Source organism: Rhizobium sp. Rhizsp82, from assembly GCF_047325115.1.
GTDB lineage: Bacteria > Pseudomonadota > Alphaproteobacteria > Rhizobiales > Rhizobiaceae > Rhizobium.
This window is the reverse complement of sequence record NZ_CP168571.1, coordinates 712573-730022: the sequence shown is the minus strand read 5'-3', so window position 1 is coordinate 730022 and position 17450 is coordinate 712573. Positions and strand designations below refer to the sequence as shown.

Sequence of the window (17450 nt, the reverse complement as noted above, 5' to 3'; positions counted from 1 at the left end):
GGTCATGGTCAGCTTGCCTTCCTTAAGCGAGAGTCGGCCCGCAGGCCGTCGCGGTTGCCGCCGAACGAGGCTTCCACGAGAATTTTCATTGTCTCAAGTTCGAGTGGCCGCGGATTGTTCTTGATCAACCTGGCGCTTCCCATCGCCTGCTCAGCAACCTGCGGCAGCTGTCCGCTGGTGACGCCGAGATCGGCGATCGTTCTGGGAATGCCGATATCAGCAAACAGCGCTGCGACGGCGTCGATCGTGGCATCCGCCTGCTGCTCAAGCGAAGCGGTCTTGATGTCCAGTCCCATCGCCTGACCGATCTCGGCCAGTTCGGGTTCGCAATAGCCGCGATTGAACTCCATCACATAGGGCATCATCACAGCGACGCCGGCGCCGTGCGCAGTATGGGTCATGGCTCCCACCGGATACTGGACGGCGTGGGCCGCCGCTGTACCAGCAGTGCCGAACGCGAGGCCGGCTGCCGTCGCTCCGAACATCAAACGCTGCCGGGCTTCGAAATCCTGCCCGTTGTCGCAAGCTCGCTTCAGGCTCGCCGATATGTGCTGGATCGCCAGCAAGGCATAGTGGTCGCTCAGTGCGTTCTTGCCGAGAAACACGTGCTCGTGCGCGATGGTCCCGGTCGGCTCGCGCCGCACGGTGGTGAAAGCCTCGATCGCATGCGTCAAGGCGTCGGCTCCAGATACCGCCGTCAGCCCCGGTGGGCACGAATAGGTCAGCTCCGGATCACAGATTGCCGTGTGGCATATGAGATGGGGGCTGGCGATGCCGACCTTGACCGCCCTGTCCGGATCGGTGATGACGGCGACAGGCGTCACTTCGGAGCCGGTACCCGCGGTGGTCGGCAACAGGATCAGCGGCAGGACTGGCCCGGGAACCTTGAACTCGCCGTAATAGTCTGACGCCCGTCCCCCGTGGCTCAAGAGCAGCGCGGCGACCTTGGCGGCATCCAAGCAACTGCCTCCGCCAATGCCGATGACCATGTCTGCGCCGAAAGAGGCTCCGGCCTCCAGCGCACTGTTGATGCATCCGAGCGGCAGCTCGGCGATCGTCTGATCAAAGACCTTCACATCGATGCCTGCCGCCTTCAGGCTGTCGATGAGCACCCGAAAATCCTTCTCGGCGCTCAACCGCTCGTCGGTGACTACCAGGGCCTTGCGGCCAAGCGTCGATGCAAATCCGGGCAAGGCGGCGCGCTGGCCTGTGCCGAAGACCAGGTTTCGCGGGCTGCGTAAAGTTCCAAACAGCGACAACGTCCTTCCTCCCGGTTTCGCTAGGCTGTTGCTTCAAGACAGGCGAGCGCCTGCAGGCGCGCTAATACTTCGTCGGCGATCGGAATTCCTTCCCTCAATCGCTTGTCCCGGCAGGCCCTTCCGCGTTCGCCGGGTATCAGGACCTCCGAAAACCCGTCTGCCGGCGGCAGCGTCCGGATTTCCTCGAGATAGGCCTGCAGATCGCGCCTCGGCCCGTCGATGACGATGAAGACATCACCCTTGTTGCAAATGCTGTCGTCGTCGAGCGTGCCCTTGACATCCCGGCCGATGGCCGCGCCGGAAAGACTGCTGACGATCAGTTCGAATGCCAGACCGAGCGCATAACCCTTGGCCTGGCCGAAGGGTCCGATCGCGCCCTGCTTGGCGGCAGCGGCGTCGGTCGTCGGGTTTCCGGCGCCGTCCACAGCCCAGCCCTCAGGGATCGGCTCTCCGCGATTTGCGTGATCGTGGATTTCCCCCATCGAGACGACGCTCGTCGCGGTGTCCATCATGAAAGGCGCGCTACCTGTAGGGATGCCGATGGCGATCGGGTTGGTTCCGAGCATCGCCCGTCGCCCACCCCAGGGATGAACGAGCGCCTCGCTGGTCGAAAGGGCGATCACCGTATAACCTTCTTCGGCGACACGCTCGGCATACCATCCCAACATCCCGATATGGTTTGAATTGGTGATCGCAGCGAGGACGACGCCGTTTTCGCGGGCGCGCTGCTTCAGGGCCTCCAGCGCGGCATTGGCAACCACCGGGCCTAGCCCACGCTGGCCATCAACAGCAAGGAATCCGGGCGAACGCCAGACGTGCTCTCCGATAGCATCCGGATCGGTCACACCGTTTCTGATCCGCTGGACGATGCGCTCCAACCGCAGAAGACCATGTGAGGGAACGCCGCGAAGCTCAGCTTCCATCAGCAGGTCGACCTGCTGGCGGCGATGATTGCTGGCGACGCCGGCACGTTCGAGAACGTTACCGGCCAGAGCCCCGAGCTTGCTTGCTTCAACAACAGTCACAATATAAAATCCGATCGGATATCTGATTGCGATGTGCGCACCATGCTGCTAAAAGGATGGGGCGTCAAGGAGCAATTTGAAGAATGACAAGAGACCTGAAGGGCACCCCTACTGGAGAGACCGGACTTCTCCGTCGCCCACCGCGCCTCGGCGAGGAAGTCTACAACGCCATCTACGCGCAGCTGATGTCGCTGAAGATCCCGCCGGGCGGGCGCATCTCCGTCGATAACCTTGTGCGCGAGCTCGGTGTCTCCCAGACGCCGATTCGCGAGGCGTTGTCGCGGCTGGAGGCCCAGGGCCTCGTTATCAAAACGCACCTGATCGGCTACAGCGCCGCGCCGCAATTGGATCGGCAGCGGCTGGAACAGCTTTACGATCTGCGCCTTCTGGTGGAGCCGCATGCGGCCGCCCGCGCCGCCGAGGCGATGAGCGAGGAGGCAATCGCCGCACTGGAGGCGATCGACGTCGAGATGCGCTCCGTGCGCAATGGCGACGCGAGACTTGCCTATGGGCAGTTCGCGCAAAGCGATGGCACGTTCCACGACATGATCGCCCTCGGAAGCGGCAATGCGCTGATCCACGAAACACTGGCCCGGCTCCACACGCATGTGCACCTCTTCAGGCTCTATTTCCATGCAAGAGCAACGAGCGACGCCAATGCCGAACACGCCCTGATCATCCAGTCGATCAAGGCGCGCGATCCGCAGGCTGCCGAACGGGCAATGCGCGAGCACATCGAGCGCTCGCGAACGCGCTTCATGACGATTTTTCAGCTGTGACGGGAGCCGTCACAGCTGACCTTCGTGACTCATTGATCAACAACCGATCCATCCGCATGCAGGCGGGTGTGCAGCTTTCTTGCCCTGTAAGGATAGTTTTTCGCAGCATCCTCGCGCAGGCTGATGCCGATCCCCGGTTCGTCGCTGATCGTCAGGAAGCCATGCCCATCATGCCGCGAGGCGCCAGTCAGGAAGCTGTCGCTATCCGGCCGCTTGTCGGTCACGTCCCAAGTATCGTTCGGGAACTCCTGCAGCACGAAATTCGGCGCTGTCGCGGCAATCTGCAGGCAGGCGGCGGTGGAGACCGCACTCAGCGGATTATGCGGGACGACACCGACATGCGAGGCTTCGGCAAGTGCCGCGATCTTGCGCGCTCCCGAGATACCGCCAACCAGGCAGACGTCCGGCCGCACCATCTGCACCGCGTTGCGGGCAAGCAGCATCTGGAACTCCCACAATGTCGTCATACGCTCGCCAGTGGCGATCGGAATGCCGATCTTGTCAGCGACATAACCCATCTCATCGAGATTGTCCGGCGTGACCGGATCTTCCATGAAGAGCGGGAAGAATTCCTCGATACCCCGGCCGAGCTGAACCGCCTCGAAGGGCGTCATCTGCCGGTGGATCTCGATGCAGAGATCCATCTCGCGCCCGGCAATCCGCCGATATTCACGAACCGTGTCGATCGCGTCGCCGATCTTTTGCGCATGCGTCTGGAAATATGGAACCTCGCGGCGGGAATCCAGGAACGGCGTCAGGTGACCGACCGCCGTGAACCCCATTTTCTTGGCGTTCTCTATCCCTGTGAACAATTCGTCCTTGGTCTCGCCGAAGACATGATAGTAGGCGCGAGCCTTTTCACGAACCTTACCGCCGAGCAATGCGTGAACCGGCGCTTCGAAATGTTTGCCGGTGATATCCCAGAGCGCGATATCGATGGCGCTGAGCGCCGCCATAATCGCCGCGCCGCGGAAATGTGCCCAGCGATACATATATTGCCAATGGTGCTCGATGCGCAGGGGGTCCTGACCGAGAAGGTAATCCTTGAAGCGCGTGACCGCGCCGGCGGTCGCTTCATGGAACCCCCAGGCTCCACCCTCACCTAGCCCGACCAGCCCGTTGTCGGTCCGGATCTGGACGAAGAAGTACTTGTCGATGAAAATGCTCTCGATGCTTTCAATACGCATGGTCAACCCTTCCGTCTTTCAGGCCTAAGGAGGCGTCTGGCCTATTGCTCTGCAATGATGATGACGTCGTCCGGCTCGATCCGGACCTTGATGCTCTCGCCAACGAGCGGCGGTCTTCGCGCCGGCAACTCGGCCCTCAGCCTCACGTCACCTACCCGCAACGTGCAGGTGATCAGCGGACCGAGGAAACCGACTGTCTCGACCGTGGCATCGAAGACATTCACCCCGTCGGCGCTCTCGCTGGCGCGCGTGATGCTTTCAGCGCGGATGCAGGCGATCACCTGCCCCGAGGCGCGAATATCGCTCTCTCGCGAGAAATGTCCTTCTACGGTTATACCGCCGGCAAGAGCCACGAGCGCCGACCGGTCGGGCACTGAGCGAATGACGGTGGCGTCGACGATGTTGGCATTGCCGATGAATTCCGCGGCGAAGCGGCTCGCCGGTCGCTCGTAGAGATCGCGCGGCGTTCCTGATTGGACGATGCGGCCGTCCTTCATCAGGATGATGCGATCGCTCATCAACATCGCTTCCGACTGGTCGTGCGTGACATAGAGCGACGTCTGACCAAGCCGCCGCTGCAGGTCGACGAGCTCGAAACGCATGCGATCGCGCAGGCCGGCATCAAGATTGCTCAGCGGTTCATCGAAAAGAAGGAGTTTCGGCGACGTGACGACCGCGCGCGCTAGGGCCACACGTTGCTGCTGACCGCCGCTGAGCTCGGTACCGTACCGCTGCGCAAAGCCGTCGAGCCCAACGAGCTTGAGCGCTTCGCCAACCTTGCGCTTGATGTCTGCCACCGGCTCGCGACGGGTACGCAGGCCGTAAGCGACATTCTCGAAGACCGACATGTGCGGCCATACGGCGTAAGACTGAAAAACCATGTTGATGCCGCGCTTGTCCGGCGGAATATCGCTGCCATCCGACGCCATCATCGTATCGCCAAGGCGGATCGTCCCACCGGAAGAGCTTTCAAGACCCGCGATGCACCGAAGCGTAGTGGTTTTCCCGCAGCCGCTCGGACCGAGCAGCGATACAAATTCACCATCTTCGACTGAGAAGGAGATGTCACTGACGGCAACCACAGCGCCGTAGGAGACGACAAGATCTTCGACATTCAATCTGGCCATTGTGCTTTCCTTTCTCAGGCCGCCTGCGACAGCTTCACGCGCAGCACGAACCGGCCGACAAAGATGCCAAGACCAAGAATTGCTGTTTGAAGGAGGCCGATGATGGTGGCGTTCTGGACGTTTCCGAATTCAAGATAGTCCCAGGACATCACCGACAGGACCTTGTTGCTCGGAGAGGCAAGCAGGATCGCGGCGCTGATCTCCCGGATCGAGAAAATGAACACCAGTATCCAGGCGGAAAGCACGCCGGGCTTGATCAGCACGAAGGTGATCTTACGGGCCGTATGCCAGTGCGAACCGCCGCAGACGGCCGATGCTTCTTCAAGCGATTTGTCAATTTGGATCATCGACGTGTCGATCATGCGGTAGGCAAAGGGGATGTAGGAGGCAACGAACGCGATCACGAGAATCCAGATCGTCCCGTATGCAGGCGTCATCAGGTAGGTCCAGAAGATCCCGGTGCCGAAGACGATCCCCGGTACAGCGATCGGAAACATTGCGACATAGTCAAGGAAGCCACTACCGCTGACCCGCAGACGGCGCACCGCATACGCGATGGCAATGCCGAGCGCCACGCAGAGCGTCGGCGACAGAAGGCCGACAAGCAGCGTGTTCCAGATCGATTGCTGAACCGCGACGGAGCCGAGGACAGCCTTGAAATTTGCGAGCGTAAAGTTTGCATCGAGGATCGACGACGACGTGAAGCTGGTAAAGGCCACATAAAGCAGCGCGAGATATGGCAACACGATTGCCAGCAGCACATAGAGGAAGATGAAGGCAAGCGCCGGGACCTGAAAACCCCGCAGCCTGACGAGGCGAGTGCGGTAGCCTCTCGCCGTCACGGTCACGAAGCGTGTGGCGACCCTGGACGCATAGCGGTAGCAGGCAACACCGAGAAGCGAGATCCAGAACAGCAGCGTACCGATGGCCGCTGCGCGCGGGTAATCGAGCGGAAAAGTCGCCACCGCCCGGTAGATATCGACGGCAAGGAACGGCATCGCCTGGGTGCCGCCGAGGGCTGCGGGAATAGAAAAAGTGCCGCAAGTCAGAACGAAGACGAAGAAGAATGCCGAGATGATAGCCGGGCGCACGATCGGGAACGTGATTTTCCAAGCCGTGGCGAAGGTTCCCGCTCCGTTGAGATATGAGGCTTCCTCCATGGAAGGATCCATGCCCTTGAGCGCCGAGGAGACCGTCATGTAGGCATAAGGCACGTTGTAGAGCGCCATGATGAGAATGACGCCGGTCGCCGTCACGACATTGACGATACTGCCCTCGATCCCGAAGACATTTCGGGCCATGACATTCAACAGCCCGGCGTTAGGCGATGCGAGGATCAGCCATGCCAAAGCGCCGACAAACGGCGATAGATAGAGCGGGGCAATGACGCATTGCTCCATGAAGCTGCGCATGCGGATATCCGTGCGGGCCAATAGCCAGGCCAGCGCAATGCCGGCAAGGCAGGCGATCAGCGAAACCAGCAGAGACGCACCCACCGTCACTGCAAGCGTTCGGAGAAACGGCAATGTCGTATAAACCGCTTCGAAACTACGCAGCGAAAATTGAGATCGAGGATCGACGAAAGTTCCGGTCCGTGCTGCGCCAAGAAACATCAAGACGATGGGCAAGAGGACCAGGATCGTCAGAAGGAGACCGAGGCAGATAGGAAGAGCGAGCCCTCCCCTTCGGCGGCGACGGCGAACCGTACGGTGACCGATGCCGGCCACCGTCTGTGCAGATGCTTGCGATATCGACACGTCAGATCCTCAGCGACCGTAGATCTGGTTCCATTCGGCGATGATCGGCTTCGCCGGATCGACGTAGCCCGGGTCATTCAGATAATCGAGGTAGAGATCGGCTGGATCGGCGTACCAATCCTCCTTGTACCAGTCGGCCTTGCTGGCCTTGCGCGGATCTACGGTATCGTCGCGTGCCGATGACACACCCGAGAGCTTGAACCATTCGGCCTGGCCTTCCGCGCTTGCTGCCCATTCCTGGAAAAGCTTGGCGGCATTCGAATGCGGTGCATGCGCCGAAATTGCCTGGACGGTCAGGTTCGCCGGTGTCGGACTCGGGAAAATCCAGCGGATCGGCGCACCCTTGAGGTAGAGATTGCCCATATCGCTCTGCGACGCCTGATCAACGATCGCGTGCTCTCCTGCCCCGAGACGGTCATACATCGGCGACTTACTCTCGTAGATCTGCGGCTTAAGCGCGGCAAGCTTCTTCTGGTAGGTAGGCCCGAACTGATCGCGTTTTCCGCCGAGAAACATATAGACGAAGGAATAGCTGCTGCCGCCCGAAGCCGGCGTTGAGCTCGCATAGCGACCCGCCCAGCGCGGATCTGTCAACGCCTCCCAGCCGCCCTCACGAATGAATTTGTCTTCCTCTGGCGTGACCTTCTGGCTGTTCCACGCAATCCCCATGGCGTTAACGAAGATCGTGTACCAGATGCCTTCCTTCTTCATCGACGGCTTGATCCCTGCCCCGGATGGCGGGGTGTATTCGCCGATCAGACCTTCATCATGAGCAGACTCGATCAGCACCGTGTCGGTGATCTGAATGACATCGGCCATATGCTGGCCCACGCGCTCCTCCGTCAGCCACCGGTCGAAGAGCGGATAGCTCGGACCGCGCACGTTCTGCGTCGTGATGCCGTATTTTTTGGTGAAGGCCGAAGTCCATGTGCCGGTAATGTCGATTGCTGTCGTGTGATAGTAAGTCAGCGTGCCCTCTGCCTTGGCAGCGGCGACGAGATCGGCATCCGGCCCCGTTTGGGACAGCGCTGGCTTAACCGCCGGAATGAGGGTCGCTGCTGCGCCGAGAGCACCGAGCTGCAGCAAATGTCTACGAGATATGCCCCGATCGAAGCCGGGAATGGCCTTCATCGTCATTGCAATTCCTCCCTAGCGAGACGCTGGGCTCCTCTTCCCGCGCCTTCTAATCATATATTTGCGCAAATATAGGAAGTGTCAATTCGGAATTGGCTATTTGCGCAAATATATGATCTGATGCATCAGAAAGCGAAGCTCGCTATTGTGAGAACTTCGAATCGATGCCGAGGGAAAAGACATGAAGGCGCCAACCGGCCCCGCGGGGATACCGCCGCTGAATGAACCTGTTTATCTTCGCGTCAAGCGGGCAATCCTGGCCGACCTGGTTGCCGGGGCATTTCTGCCCGGAATGCATCTGACGATCGACACCCTGACGTCACGCTATGGCGTAAGCCACATGCCAATCCGTGAGGCTCTGCGCCAGCTGGAGGGCGAAGGCATCCTGATCTCGCTTGCCCATCGCGGTTTCAAAATCGAGAGTGTTACGGAAGACTATATTCGCAACATCTACGACATTCGCGTCGGCATTGAATCGCTACTCGCACACCGTGCAGCAGAACTCGCTACCGATGACGACATCCGGGACATCAGGGAGATGCACGAAGCGCTGTGCGTGATGATCCGCAGCGGCGGCGGTGTTCCCGCGGCGCTTGAAAACGTCAAGTTTCACAAACGCCTCTATTCTATCGCTCGCAATCCGGAGGCGGAGCTCATTCTCGAAGGCAGAACCCGTGTTGTCAGAACGGTTGGCGACGGGCTTGGCGGTTATACGCCAGAAGTCTTCGAGATCGTCATCGCCGAGCACGAGAAAATGGTCGAAGCGATGGAGCGCAAGGACCCAAAGGCCGCGCGCGACGCGGTCTTTGACCACGTTACCGCCGCGCGCGATCGGCTGCTCAGGAAGATGGCGCTCAGCCACCGGTTCCCCCCGGACGGAGCGACGGAGGATACAACCGAGACAAAGCTGGCCTCAGGGTAGGCCGCGTAACGGCCGGGCTCTAGACATAAAACTCCACCGCCGGTTCCGGCGGCACCGTGCTGTCGGTCAGTTCATAGGCTCGGATATAATCGATGTTCATCTCCGAGCCTCCCGCCAGACCGTCGGCGGGTGAACCTGCGGCACCGCCGACGGCGAGGTTGACGAGCATGTACATCGGATCGTGCATGTCGTCGGGGGTGTCTGCCTGGGCGACGGCGACGTCGTCGAAGTACCAGGTGATGTGGTCCTCGTCCCAGAGGACACCGTAGTTGTGAAAGCCTTCGGTGCTTGCGACTTTCACCGGCGTTGAATCGATGATGTGCGAGCCGCCGTCGTCGCTATGGACTGTTACGTTGACCGTGTTCGGATCCTGGCCGCGCATTTCCACGACATCGAGCTCCGGCGGCCATGAGCCGTCTTCCGGCAGCAGCCAGAAGGCTGGCCAGACACCCTGATCATCCGGCATATCGGCGCGGATTTCGAAATAGCCGTAGGTCTGTGAGAAGGAGGAATGGGTGTTGAGCAGACCCGATGTGTAGTCATAACCGTCGATCTGCTGCTGCAATGCCGCCGATGCCGGGTTGGCGGAAATCGTCAGGATGCCGTCGTTCACGCTGAAGGGATTGGCGGATGCCGTCGGTTCGTAGGAAGGGTTGATGTACCATTGCTGCTCGCCGTTGCCGCTCAGGGTTCCGCCGCGCTCCGGCGCCCACCAGAACTTGGCGTCCCAAGTGCCCTGATCGCCATCTCTCAGCGACAGGTTGTTGAAGTCGTCGTTGAACGAGAGCGAAAGATGCGAGCGGTCGAGCGTCAGCTGGAATTGAGCGGCGCTCAGCTGATCGATATCGGCATTGGCGAGAACCAGGCTCTCGCCGTTGCCGGTGTCGATGCGGACATCGACGCCCTCCTGCGTCGAATGCGCGACGAGATCGGCAAAGGACGAGAAGCTGTCCATTCGGATCACGTCGTCGGCGCCGAAATCGGTGATCAGGTCGCTACCGCTGCCGTGGTTGAAGACGAAGGTATCCACCCCGCCGCCGCCGATCAGCACATCGTTGCCCGCGCCGCCATCGATCGTCTGGCTGCCGGAGGCGCCGGAGATGATATTGTCGCCGTCATTGCCGAAGGCATAGCGGCCGTTGCCCGTCACCGTCAGGTTCTCGAAGTTATCGGGCAGCGTGTAGTCCATCCAGGTGTTGATCGTATCCGTGCCGGAATCCGCCTGCTCCACCGCGGTGTTCTTGGCGGAATAGAGGTAATAGATGTCATCGCCGGTGCCGCCCTGCATGGAGACTTTCACGGCGCTGTCGCCCCACATGGAGTCATTGCCCGCCGTGCCCGTCTGGACCGGGCCGGCCTTGGTTGCGGAGAACCATGCGGTCGATGAGCCGCTGTAATAGAGGGGTCTGCCGACGGCGTTCACGATAGAAGTGGTCATCTCAGCTCCTTCGGTGGATTCTGGCTGGCCGCTTGGGATCGGCTTTCAGCCGCTTTTCGCGCATTCCAGCGCGACTACAAACGAAGGTTGAGGCATTGACTGCGGAAAGGCGAGCGCCAATGGATGGCGCGAGACCAGCGCGACATTGTCTTGCCAACATGCCGTTAACGCCGCAGCGCCCCGAAATGAAGGCGAGCGGCGGCACTGTGCCGATACCGCACCGCAGCACGCGCTACTGAGGCTTTCCATGCCGGTTTGAAGCAACGCAGCGCGCGATACTGTGGCGGCCGTTCAGGCGTCAGCTCAGAAGACCGCTGAGCTTCAGGTTCTTGCGCACCGTCGCCGGCGGCATGTCGAAGCGCTGGCGGAACTTCTTGATGAAATGCGAGGAGTTCTGGAACCCGGCGCGAATCGCGACCTCGGCGAGCGGGATCTTGGTGGTCTTGACGAGGCGCATCGCCTCGTCAAGCCTCACCGAAAGATAGGCCGACGCCGGGGAGACGCCGAGCGCGGTGCGGAAGGAACGCTCCAGCTGGCGCCGCGACAAGCCGCTCTGCGCGGCGATATCCTCGATATCCAGCAGGTCTTCGACATGCTGCTCCATGGTCAGCAACGCTTTCTCGACCCGTGCATCGTCGATCGTGCCGCGCCCGAGCGGATTGCGCGGCTGCATTTCCTTGGCATCGCGGCGGCGGGCGATCTGCAGGATCTCGAGCGCGTTCTTCTCTGCGAATTCGCCGACATGCCGATTGAGCAGGAAGGCAGCAAGATCGGCGGCACTGCTGCCGCCGGCGCAGGTGATCACCTTGCCGTCTTCGACGAAGAGCTCATGCGAGGTGACCGAAATCTCCGGGAAGCGCTCGCGGAAATCGCCGTGATGCAGCCAGCTGACGCAGGCCCGCTTGCCCTGCAGAATCCCGGCCTCGGCGAGGATGAAGCTTCCGGTGCAGAGGCCGATGATCGGCACGCCCGCATGCGAGGCGTTAACGACATAGGCGACGGCCTGGCTGTCGAGCACCTCGACCTTCTCGTTGATCCGCCCGCCGACCACGACGATGTAGTCGAAATCCGTCGGCGGCTTCAGCGGCGCATTCGGCGGCACCTGCACGCCAGAGCTCGAGGTCACGAAATGCTTGTCGGCGCTCATGACCAGCCAGTCGCATGCGATCCGTCCGGAATTGTCGCGCTGGTCGCTGCCGAGCCGCAGCGTATCGACGAAGAGCGAGAAGGCACTGAGCGTAAAATTCTTTGCAAGCAGGAAGCCGATTTTCAGCTTCAGGGAATTCGCTCTGTTTTCACGCATGGGAAAGTCCGTCCGGCAGCCTGGTGCGCCGATTATAGGATGGAAGATGAACCGGGCGCGAGATCGTTTGCGACTGCAGGCGGCGCTGGCGGCATCGTTCGAAGCAGGCTAGCGGGTGTCCTGTAGAGGCGACATTTGTACGCAGCCATACACGCCAAAAAGGACGGATTTCCTTCATGGTTGCATAAGAGGTTGTCTTTATCGTCCGGTCGAAATCAGTGAGACCCCGGCAATGACAAAGCAAGCGGCACCCTCTCCAGCACCGGCATTCGACCCCGCCGGCGACCTCGAAAACATGATTGCCGCGCTGCGCGGCCAGCATGCCGAGCTCGTCGAACGTTATGAATGGTTGGAGGCGATGATCAATCATGTGCCCGACTTCATCTATGCCAAGGACAGGCAGGGGCGTTTCCTCTTCGCCAACCGCGCGGTGGTGCTGAACAACGGCTTCGAGACCGTCGGCCAGCTGATCGGAATGACGGATGGCGAGATCCATCCGCACACCCATGCCGAGGATATCGATGCCGTCGAGCAGCGCGTCATCGAGACCGGGAGTTCCGATCTCGGTGTCGAGGAGCGCCGCATGAAGGGCGAAGGCTGGCTGATGATGTCGCGCGTGCCGCTGCGCGACCGCACCGGCGCGATCATCGGCGTCGTCGGCGCCTCGCGCGATATCACGGCGCGCAAACGTGCCGAAGAGTTGATGGCGGCGCAAACGAGGCTGCTGCAGGATGTGGCGCGTGGCGTCGAGCTCAATTCCTTCCTGAAGGACGCGCAGCTGCTGCTGGAGCGGCTGCTTCCCGGGCGATCGGTCAGCATCGTTCTGGACGGAGTCGAGGATGCCGGTATCGAAGCCCCGCGAATGGAATTCCAGATTGCCTGCCGCGATGGCAGCAGTCACGGAAGCCTGTTGGTATCGGAGAGAGAATGCCCGGGGGAAGCCGGGCTCTCGGAATTTCTGGCCGGCGTCGCCCAGACCATCGGTATTGCGATCGACCGCCATCGCGACACCGCCAGGATCGCCTTTCTCGCAGAACACGATGCGCTGACCGGCCTGCCGAACCGAACGCTGCTCGACCGCAAGCTCGGCGATCTCCTCGCGGTCGACGAGAATGCGGTCTGCGTCGCCTTCATCGATCTCGATAATTTCAAGCTCGTCAATGACAGCCTCGGCCACACGGCGGGCGACGAGCTTCTGAGGATCGTTGCGGCGCGTATCGCGGCGGAAATCGGCAGCAAGGGGCTGGTATCGCGGATCGGCGGCGACGAGTTCATCGTCGTGGTCGAAGCGAGCGGCAACGATCCGTTGCCGCGGCTGCGCAAGATTGCCGATGCGATCGCCCGTCCCTGCAACATCGACGGCGTCGAGATCAGAGTGACCTGCAGCATCGGCGTCGCCTCGTCCAGAGAGCATGGGCGGGCGGCGAGCGAGCTTGTCGCCAATGCCGACATGGCGCTCTACCGCGCCAAGGATGCCGGCCGCAATGCAATCCAGCTCTTCACACCTGAAATGGCCGAGGCGGCCCGCCACAAGCTGCTGCGCATCGACGATCTCCGCCGCGCCGTTGCCGAAGATCAGTTCCTGCTGCATTTCCAGCCGCAGAAGCATATCGCCAGCGGCGAGATTTCGGGCATCGAGGCGCTGCTGCGCTGGCAGCATCCGCAGGCGGGGCTGATCTCCCCGGCTGAGTTCATTCCGCTTGCCGAAGAGACCGGGCTGATCGTCGAACTCGGCGAAATCGTTCTCGACAAGGCCTGCCGCCAGCTGCGGGCGTGGCTGGATAGCGACCTGCCCGCGGTGCGCATGGCGGTGAACGTGTCGGCGCGGCAGTTCCGCGAGCCGTCGCTTCCCGCGAAAGTCGCCGCAGCGCTTTCCGCCTCGGGCCTCGACCCGGCGCTTCTCGAGCTCGAACTGACCGAAAGCCTGATCATGGAAGACGTCGACGGAGCGATCGCCCGCATGCGCGAGCTGAAGCGGCTCGGCGTCAGCCTGTCGATCGATGATTTCGGAACCGGCTATTCGAGCCTCAGCACCCTGAAGCTCTTTCCGCTTTCGCGTATCAAGATCGACCGCTCGTTCATCACGGACATTCCCGGCGATCCTGGGGATATGGCGATCACCTCGGCAATCGTTGCGCTCGGACATACGCTCGATCTGGAAGTGATCGCCGAAGGCGTCGAGACGGAGGCGCAGGCGGCGTTTCTGGCGGAGACGGGTTGCGACGCACTCCAGGGCTTTCTCTTCGCCCGACCGCTGCCCGCCGCTGATATCGGCAAACTGCTGGCAGGGTCCGTCGTGGTGGAGAAACGCAGAAAGAAACGACCGGCCTGACGCTCGGTTACAATGGGTCGCATTTGTTGACGGAACGGCGGCCGTGCCTTGGCGGTTCTCTCCTTCGAAGGAGTACACAAATGACCAAGGCAATGACCGAACCCTATTCCATCCGCACGCTGGGCCTCCAATATGGAATCGAGCCCGCCGAGGCAGAGCGGCTGCTCGCCCGGTTTGCTTGCTCGAAGGTGGAAATGGACCGGTTGCTGACCGCCCGCGGCAGAACGGCAAAACATCGCCGCCGCGAAATGAATACGCCGGTATCACAGGCGGCATTCGGCATTGGATTGGCATGCCGGCGCTTGACTGCGAAGGCTTCAGTTCCAAATGAGATCATGACCTTAAGGCATTTCGGCCCTAGGGTCGCAAAACTGTCATGTCCCTCTGCAATGGGTCGGCATGCAAATGGAATAGAATCCTTCCCCACAGGTTCCCATGACATCTCCCAGTGCCGAACATCGCCTCCCGTCAGGCGCCTCCGAACGCCTTCAGCTGCTTGCAAGCGCCGTCCTCAAGGCGGGTGAGCTCGCCAGATCCTCGCTCAAGCGCCGCCGCATCACCGAGATGCTCGCCAAGGCGCCGCGTGACTACCAGACCGAAATCGATGTCGCCGTCGAGCGCATCATCGTCGATGAGATGGTGAAGGCCTTTCCCGGTTATGCGATCCAGGGCGAGGAAGCCGTCGGCAACCGTCAGGCGGGGCCGGATACGCCCATCATCTACATCGACCCGATCGACGGCACCACCAACTATGCCTGGGGCATTCCGCATTTCGGCATGACGATCTCGATTGCCGAACACGGCAAGGTCGTCGCCGGTGTCGTCTATGACGCGATGCTCGACGAACTCTTCAGCGCGGAAGTGGGCCGCGGCGCCTATCTCAACGGCGAGAAGATCAGCTGTATCGACAATGGCGACATCGAGAACGTCCTGATCGGCGCAGGCCTGCCCGTCCCCGGCCAGGTCAAGGCGGTGAAGAAGGAAACCTATCTCTCGGCCTTGCAGCGGCTGATGGACCAGACGGCTGGCGTGAGACGGCTCGGCTCGGCAGCGCTCTCCATCGCCTATGTCGCGTGCGGGCGTCTGGATGGCTTCTTCGAGGACGGCCTGTCCCTGCACGACTACGGCGCATCGGCTTTGCTGGTAGAAGAGGCGGGCGGCAAGGTCTCTGCCTTTTCCGGCGGCCCGGTGACACCGAATGGCGATATCCTCGCGGCCAACACCGCGGTCCATTCCTGGCTGGTCGACGGCTTTCGCGGAGGTTAGTGACTGGACGCGATCAATGCGTCGAGGCCAACCGGGTCATCGGTGGTGATCTGGTCGGCCTTCAGCGCCAGCAGGCGGCGAACATCCGGCAGGACATCGGGAATGGCGCGATTGATCGTATAGGCGTCGATCGTCCGGCCGGCCTGATGAAAGGCGCCGATCATGTCGAAGCCTGCCGCATCGGCAAACAATACCAGCTTGTGATGCAGATAGATCATCGTGGCCTTCGGCGCAGCCTCGAGAGCACCGGCGACGAAGCCCGCAAAATCGCGGCTTTCCATGAGACGCTCGATGGCGCCGTCATGGCAGGGATCGTAGCCGACGGGCATGGCGGGGACGGCGCGCGACAAACGCTCGACGGCCACCGCATCACCCCCTGAAAGAATGACCGATTTCGCCACCGGCGAGATCGCCTTGGCAAAGGCGGCGACATCGGCTTCGCTGATGCGAACCGAATATTCCTTGAGATCGAGCTGCAGCACCGCATCCGGATGGCAATCGATCTCCTCGAGCAAGCGCCCGAGATCGTCGATCAGCATGACCGGGTTACCGGTCGGCTGGCCCTCGTGGTCGCGAAGATAGAGGCTGCGGAGACAATCGGCCGAGGCATCGGCGACAGCGCCCTCCCCCGTCGTCGCCGGATGCAGCACGTCGTCATGCAGGACGGCGAAGCCATCGCCCGCAAAGCAGACAAGATCGATCTCGACGCTGGCGCCAAGCGCCATGCCCTCGGCGATCCTTTGGCGCGTGAAGGAGATATCACCGGCCTGCCGGTGGCCGCGGTGCCACTTTAGCCAGGTGAGATGCCCGTCCGTCTTGATTGCTACGCCCTTGGTGTCAGACATGACCGAATACTTGCCTCTGTCCCTGATGGCCGGCTTGCGGCGATTGATAGACGAGGCCGTTATCGCGGAATGCGAAGTAAGCTGCAACTTTCGGCTCGACGAAACTGCCCTTCGACCAATTGGTATCGGGCGCGGTCATCGATTTCAGGCGGCTGCCGTCGGCGAGATCGATATCGACAAGCTTGTGGGTGCCGAAATCGATCGTGCGATGTACCGATGCAGCCTTCTTCTCCGAAGGCGAAAGCGACAGCGCCTCGGGCCGGAAGGCAATCTCCACCTCACCGTCGCTGACCGGAACGGAAAGCGGAAAGGCCGGATGCTCGCTGATCCCGTTCCTGACCGTCGTGCGGACGAAATTCATCGAGCCGATGAAACCGGCAACAAAGGCGGTTTGCGGCTCGCGATAGATGATATCGGGTGGCGCGATCTGTTCGGTGCCACCGTCGCGCATGACGACGATACGATCGGCGAGCGCCAGCGCCTCATCCTGCCCGTGAGTGACGAACAGAGTGGTGATGCCGAGGCGCTGCTGGATATCCTTGACCTCTTCGCGCAAGCGTTCGCGCAGATGCTGGTCGAGGCTGGCGAAGGGCTCGTCGAGCAGCAGGATCTTCGGCTCCAGCACCAGCGAACGCGCCAGCGCCACGCGCTGCTGTTGCCCGCCGGAGAGCTGTGTGGTCTGGCGCTTGCCGTAGTTCGAGAGACCGACGAGCTCGAGCGCGCCTTCGACGCGGTCGCGGATTTCCGCTTTTGGCAAATGCCGCAGCTTCAGGCCGAAGGCGATGTTGTTGAACACGTCCATATGCGTCCAGAGCGCATGGCTCTGGAAAACCATGCCGGTCGGGCGCTTTTCCGGCGGGAGGCCGGTAACATCCTTGGCGTCGATCAGGATGGAACCGCCGGTTGGGCGTTCGAAGCCGCCGATCATGCGCAGCAACGTCGACTTGCCGGAGCCGGAGGGGCCGAGAAGGCAGACGAGCTCGCCATCCTCGACATCGAGCGAGAAATCGCGCACGGCGAAAGACGTGCCGAAGCTCTTCGAAACGCCGTTGATCGTCAAACGTGCCATTTGCAGC

14 protein-coding genes are annotated in these 17450 nt (G+C 61.4%); 4 read left to right on the top strand and 10 right to left on the bottom strand.

Features of this window, described 5'->3' with window-relative positions; genetic code table 11:
• Nucleotides 1-8: 8 nt before the first annotated feature.
• Complete coding sequence (locus ACEN84_RS27600; protein ID WP_413712415.1) at nt 9-1259, bottom strand: iron-containing alcohol dehydrogenase; 1251 nt, start codon at nt 1257-1259, stop codon at nt 9-11.
• 20 nt (nt 1260-1279) lie between these two features.
• Nucleotides 1280-2284 carry an Ldh family oxidoreductase gene (locus ACEN84_RS27595; protein WP_413712414.1) on the bottom strand — a complete coding sequence of 335 codons (1005 nt, stop codon included), beginning with the start codon at nt 2282-2284 and terminating at the stop codon, nt 1280-1282.
• A gap of 83 nt (nt 2285-2367) precedes the next feature.
• Between ACEN84_RS27595 and ACEN84_RS27590 the strand changes: the two genes are divergently transcribed.
• Complete coding sequence (locus tag ACEN84_RS27590; protein WP_413712413.1) at nt 2368-3063, top strand: GntR family transcriptional regulator; 696 nt, start codon at nt 2368-2370, stop codon at nt 3061-3063.
• Nucleotides 3064-3092: 29 nt separating this feature from the next.
• Here ACEN84_RS27590 and ACEN84_RS27585 read toward each other — a convergent pair whose 3' ends face one another.
• The 4 genes from ACEN84_RS27585 to ACEN84_RS27570 all read right to left on the bottom strand — a co-directional run bounded on the left by ACEN84_RS27585 (nt 3093) and on the right by ACEN84_RS27570 (nt 8271).
• Nucleotides 3093-4250 (bottom strand): mandelate racemase/muconate lactonizing enzyme family protein, encoded by a 1158-nt coding sequence (locus tag ACEN84_RS27585; RefSeq protein WP_413712412.1) that lies wholly within the window; start codon nt 4248-4250, stop codon nt 3093-3095.
• Nucleotides 4251-4291: 41 nt separating this feature from the next.
• Nucleotides 4292-5377, bottom strand: a complete 1086-nt coding sequence (locus tag ACEN84_RS27580; RefSeq protein ID WP_413712411.1) for an ABC transporter ATP-binding protein — start codon at nt 5375-5377, stop codon at nt 4292-4294.
• A gap of 14 nt (nt 5378-5391) precedes the next feature.
• Nucleotides 5392-6873, bottom strand: coding sequence for an ABC transporter permease (locus ACEN84_RS27575; protein WP_413712410.1), 1482 nt, complete (start codon nt 6871-6873; stop codon nt 5392-5394).
• A gap of 270 nt (nt 6874-7143) precedes the next feature.
• Complete coding sequence (locus ACEN84_RS27570; RefSeq protein WP_413712409.1) at nt 7144-8271, bottom strand: ABC transporter substrate-binding protein; 1128 nt, start codon at nt 8269-8271, stop codon at nt 7144-7146.
• A 178-nt stretch (nt 8272-8449) separates the two neighbouring features.
• Here ACEN84_RS27570 and ACEN84_RS27565 point away from each other — a divergent pair, with 178 nt between their 5' ends.
• On the top strand, nt 8450-9190 hold the full coding sequence (locus tag ACEN84_RS27565; RefSeq protein WP_413712408.1) for a GntR family transcriptional regulator: 741 nt from the start codon (nt 8450-8452) through the stop codon (nt 9188-9190).
• Between the two features lie 19 nt (nt 9191-9209).
• Here the strand turns inward: ACEN84_RS27565 and ACEN84_RS27560 are convergent, their stop codons facing one another.
• Both ACEN84_RS27560 and ACEN84_RS27555 read right to left on the bottom strand, forming a co-directional pair.
• On the bottom strand, nt 9210-10628 hold the full coding sequence (locus tag ACEN84_RS27560; protein ID WP_413712407.1) for a family 16 glycosylhydrolase: 1419 nt from the start codon (nt 10626-10628) through the stop codon (nt 9210-9212).
• A gap of 298 nt (nt 10629-10926) precedes the next feature.
• Nucleotides 10927-11931: a GlxA family transcriptional regulator gene (locus tag ACEN84_RS27555; RefSeq protein WP_413712406.1), complete on the bottom strand. Its 1005-nt coding sequence runs from the start codon at nt 11929-11931 to the stop codon at nt 10927-10929.
• A gap of 232 nt (nt 11932-12163) precedes the next feature.
• Here ACEN84_RS27555 and ACEN84_RS27550 point away from each other — a divergent pair, with 232 nt between their 5' ends.
• Nucleotides 12164-14263: a putative bifunctional diguanylate cyclase/phosphodiesterase gene (locus ACEN84_RS27550; RefSeq protein ID WP_413712405.1), complete on the top strand. Its 2100-nt coding sequence runs from the start codon at nt 12164-12166 to the stop codon at nt 14261-14263.
• A gap of 435 nt (nt 14264-14698) precedes the next feature.
• The gene (locus ACEN84_RS27545; protein ID WP_413712404.1) at nt 14699-15529 is read left to right on the top strand and encodes an inositol monophosphatase family protein; all 831 of its coding nucleotides are present in this window, start codon (nt 14699-14701) and stop codon (nt 15527-15529) included.
• Here ACEN84_RS27545 and ACEN84_RS27540 read toward each other — a convergent pair.
• Nucleotides 15526-16374 (bottom strand): glycerophosphodiester phosphodiesterase, encoded by an 849-nt coding sequence (locus tag ACEN84_RS27540; RefSeq protein ID WP_413712403.1) that lies wholly within the window; start codon nt 16372-16374, stop codon nt 15526-15528. The two genes, ACEN84_RS27545 and ACEN84_RS27540, sit on opposite strands and share 4 nt — an antisense overlap.
• A complete protein-coding gene (locus ACEN84_RS27535; protein WP_413712402.1) occupies nt 16367-17443 on the bottom strand; it encodes an ABC transporter ATP-binding protein in 1077 nt (358 codons plus the stop codon). Before ACEN84_RS27535 ends, ACEN84_RS27540 begins: the two co-directional genes overlap by 8 nt.
• Between the last annotated feature and the right edge of the window lie 7 nt (nt 17444-17450).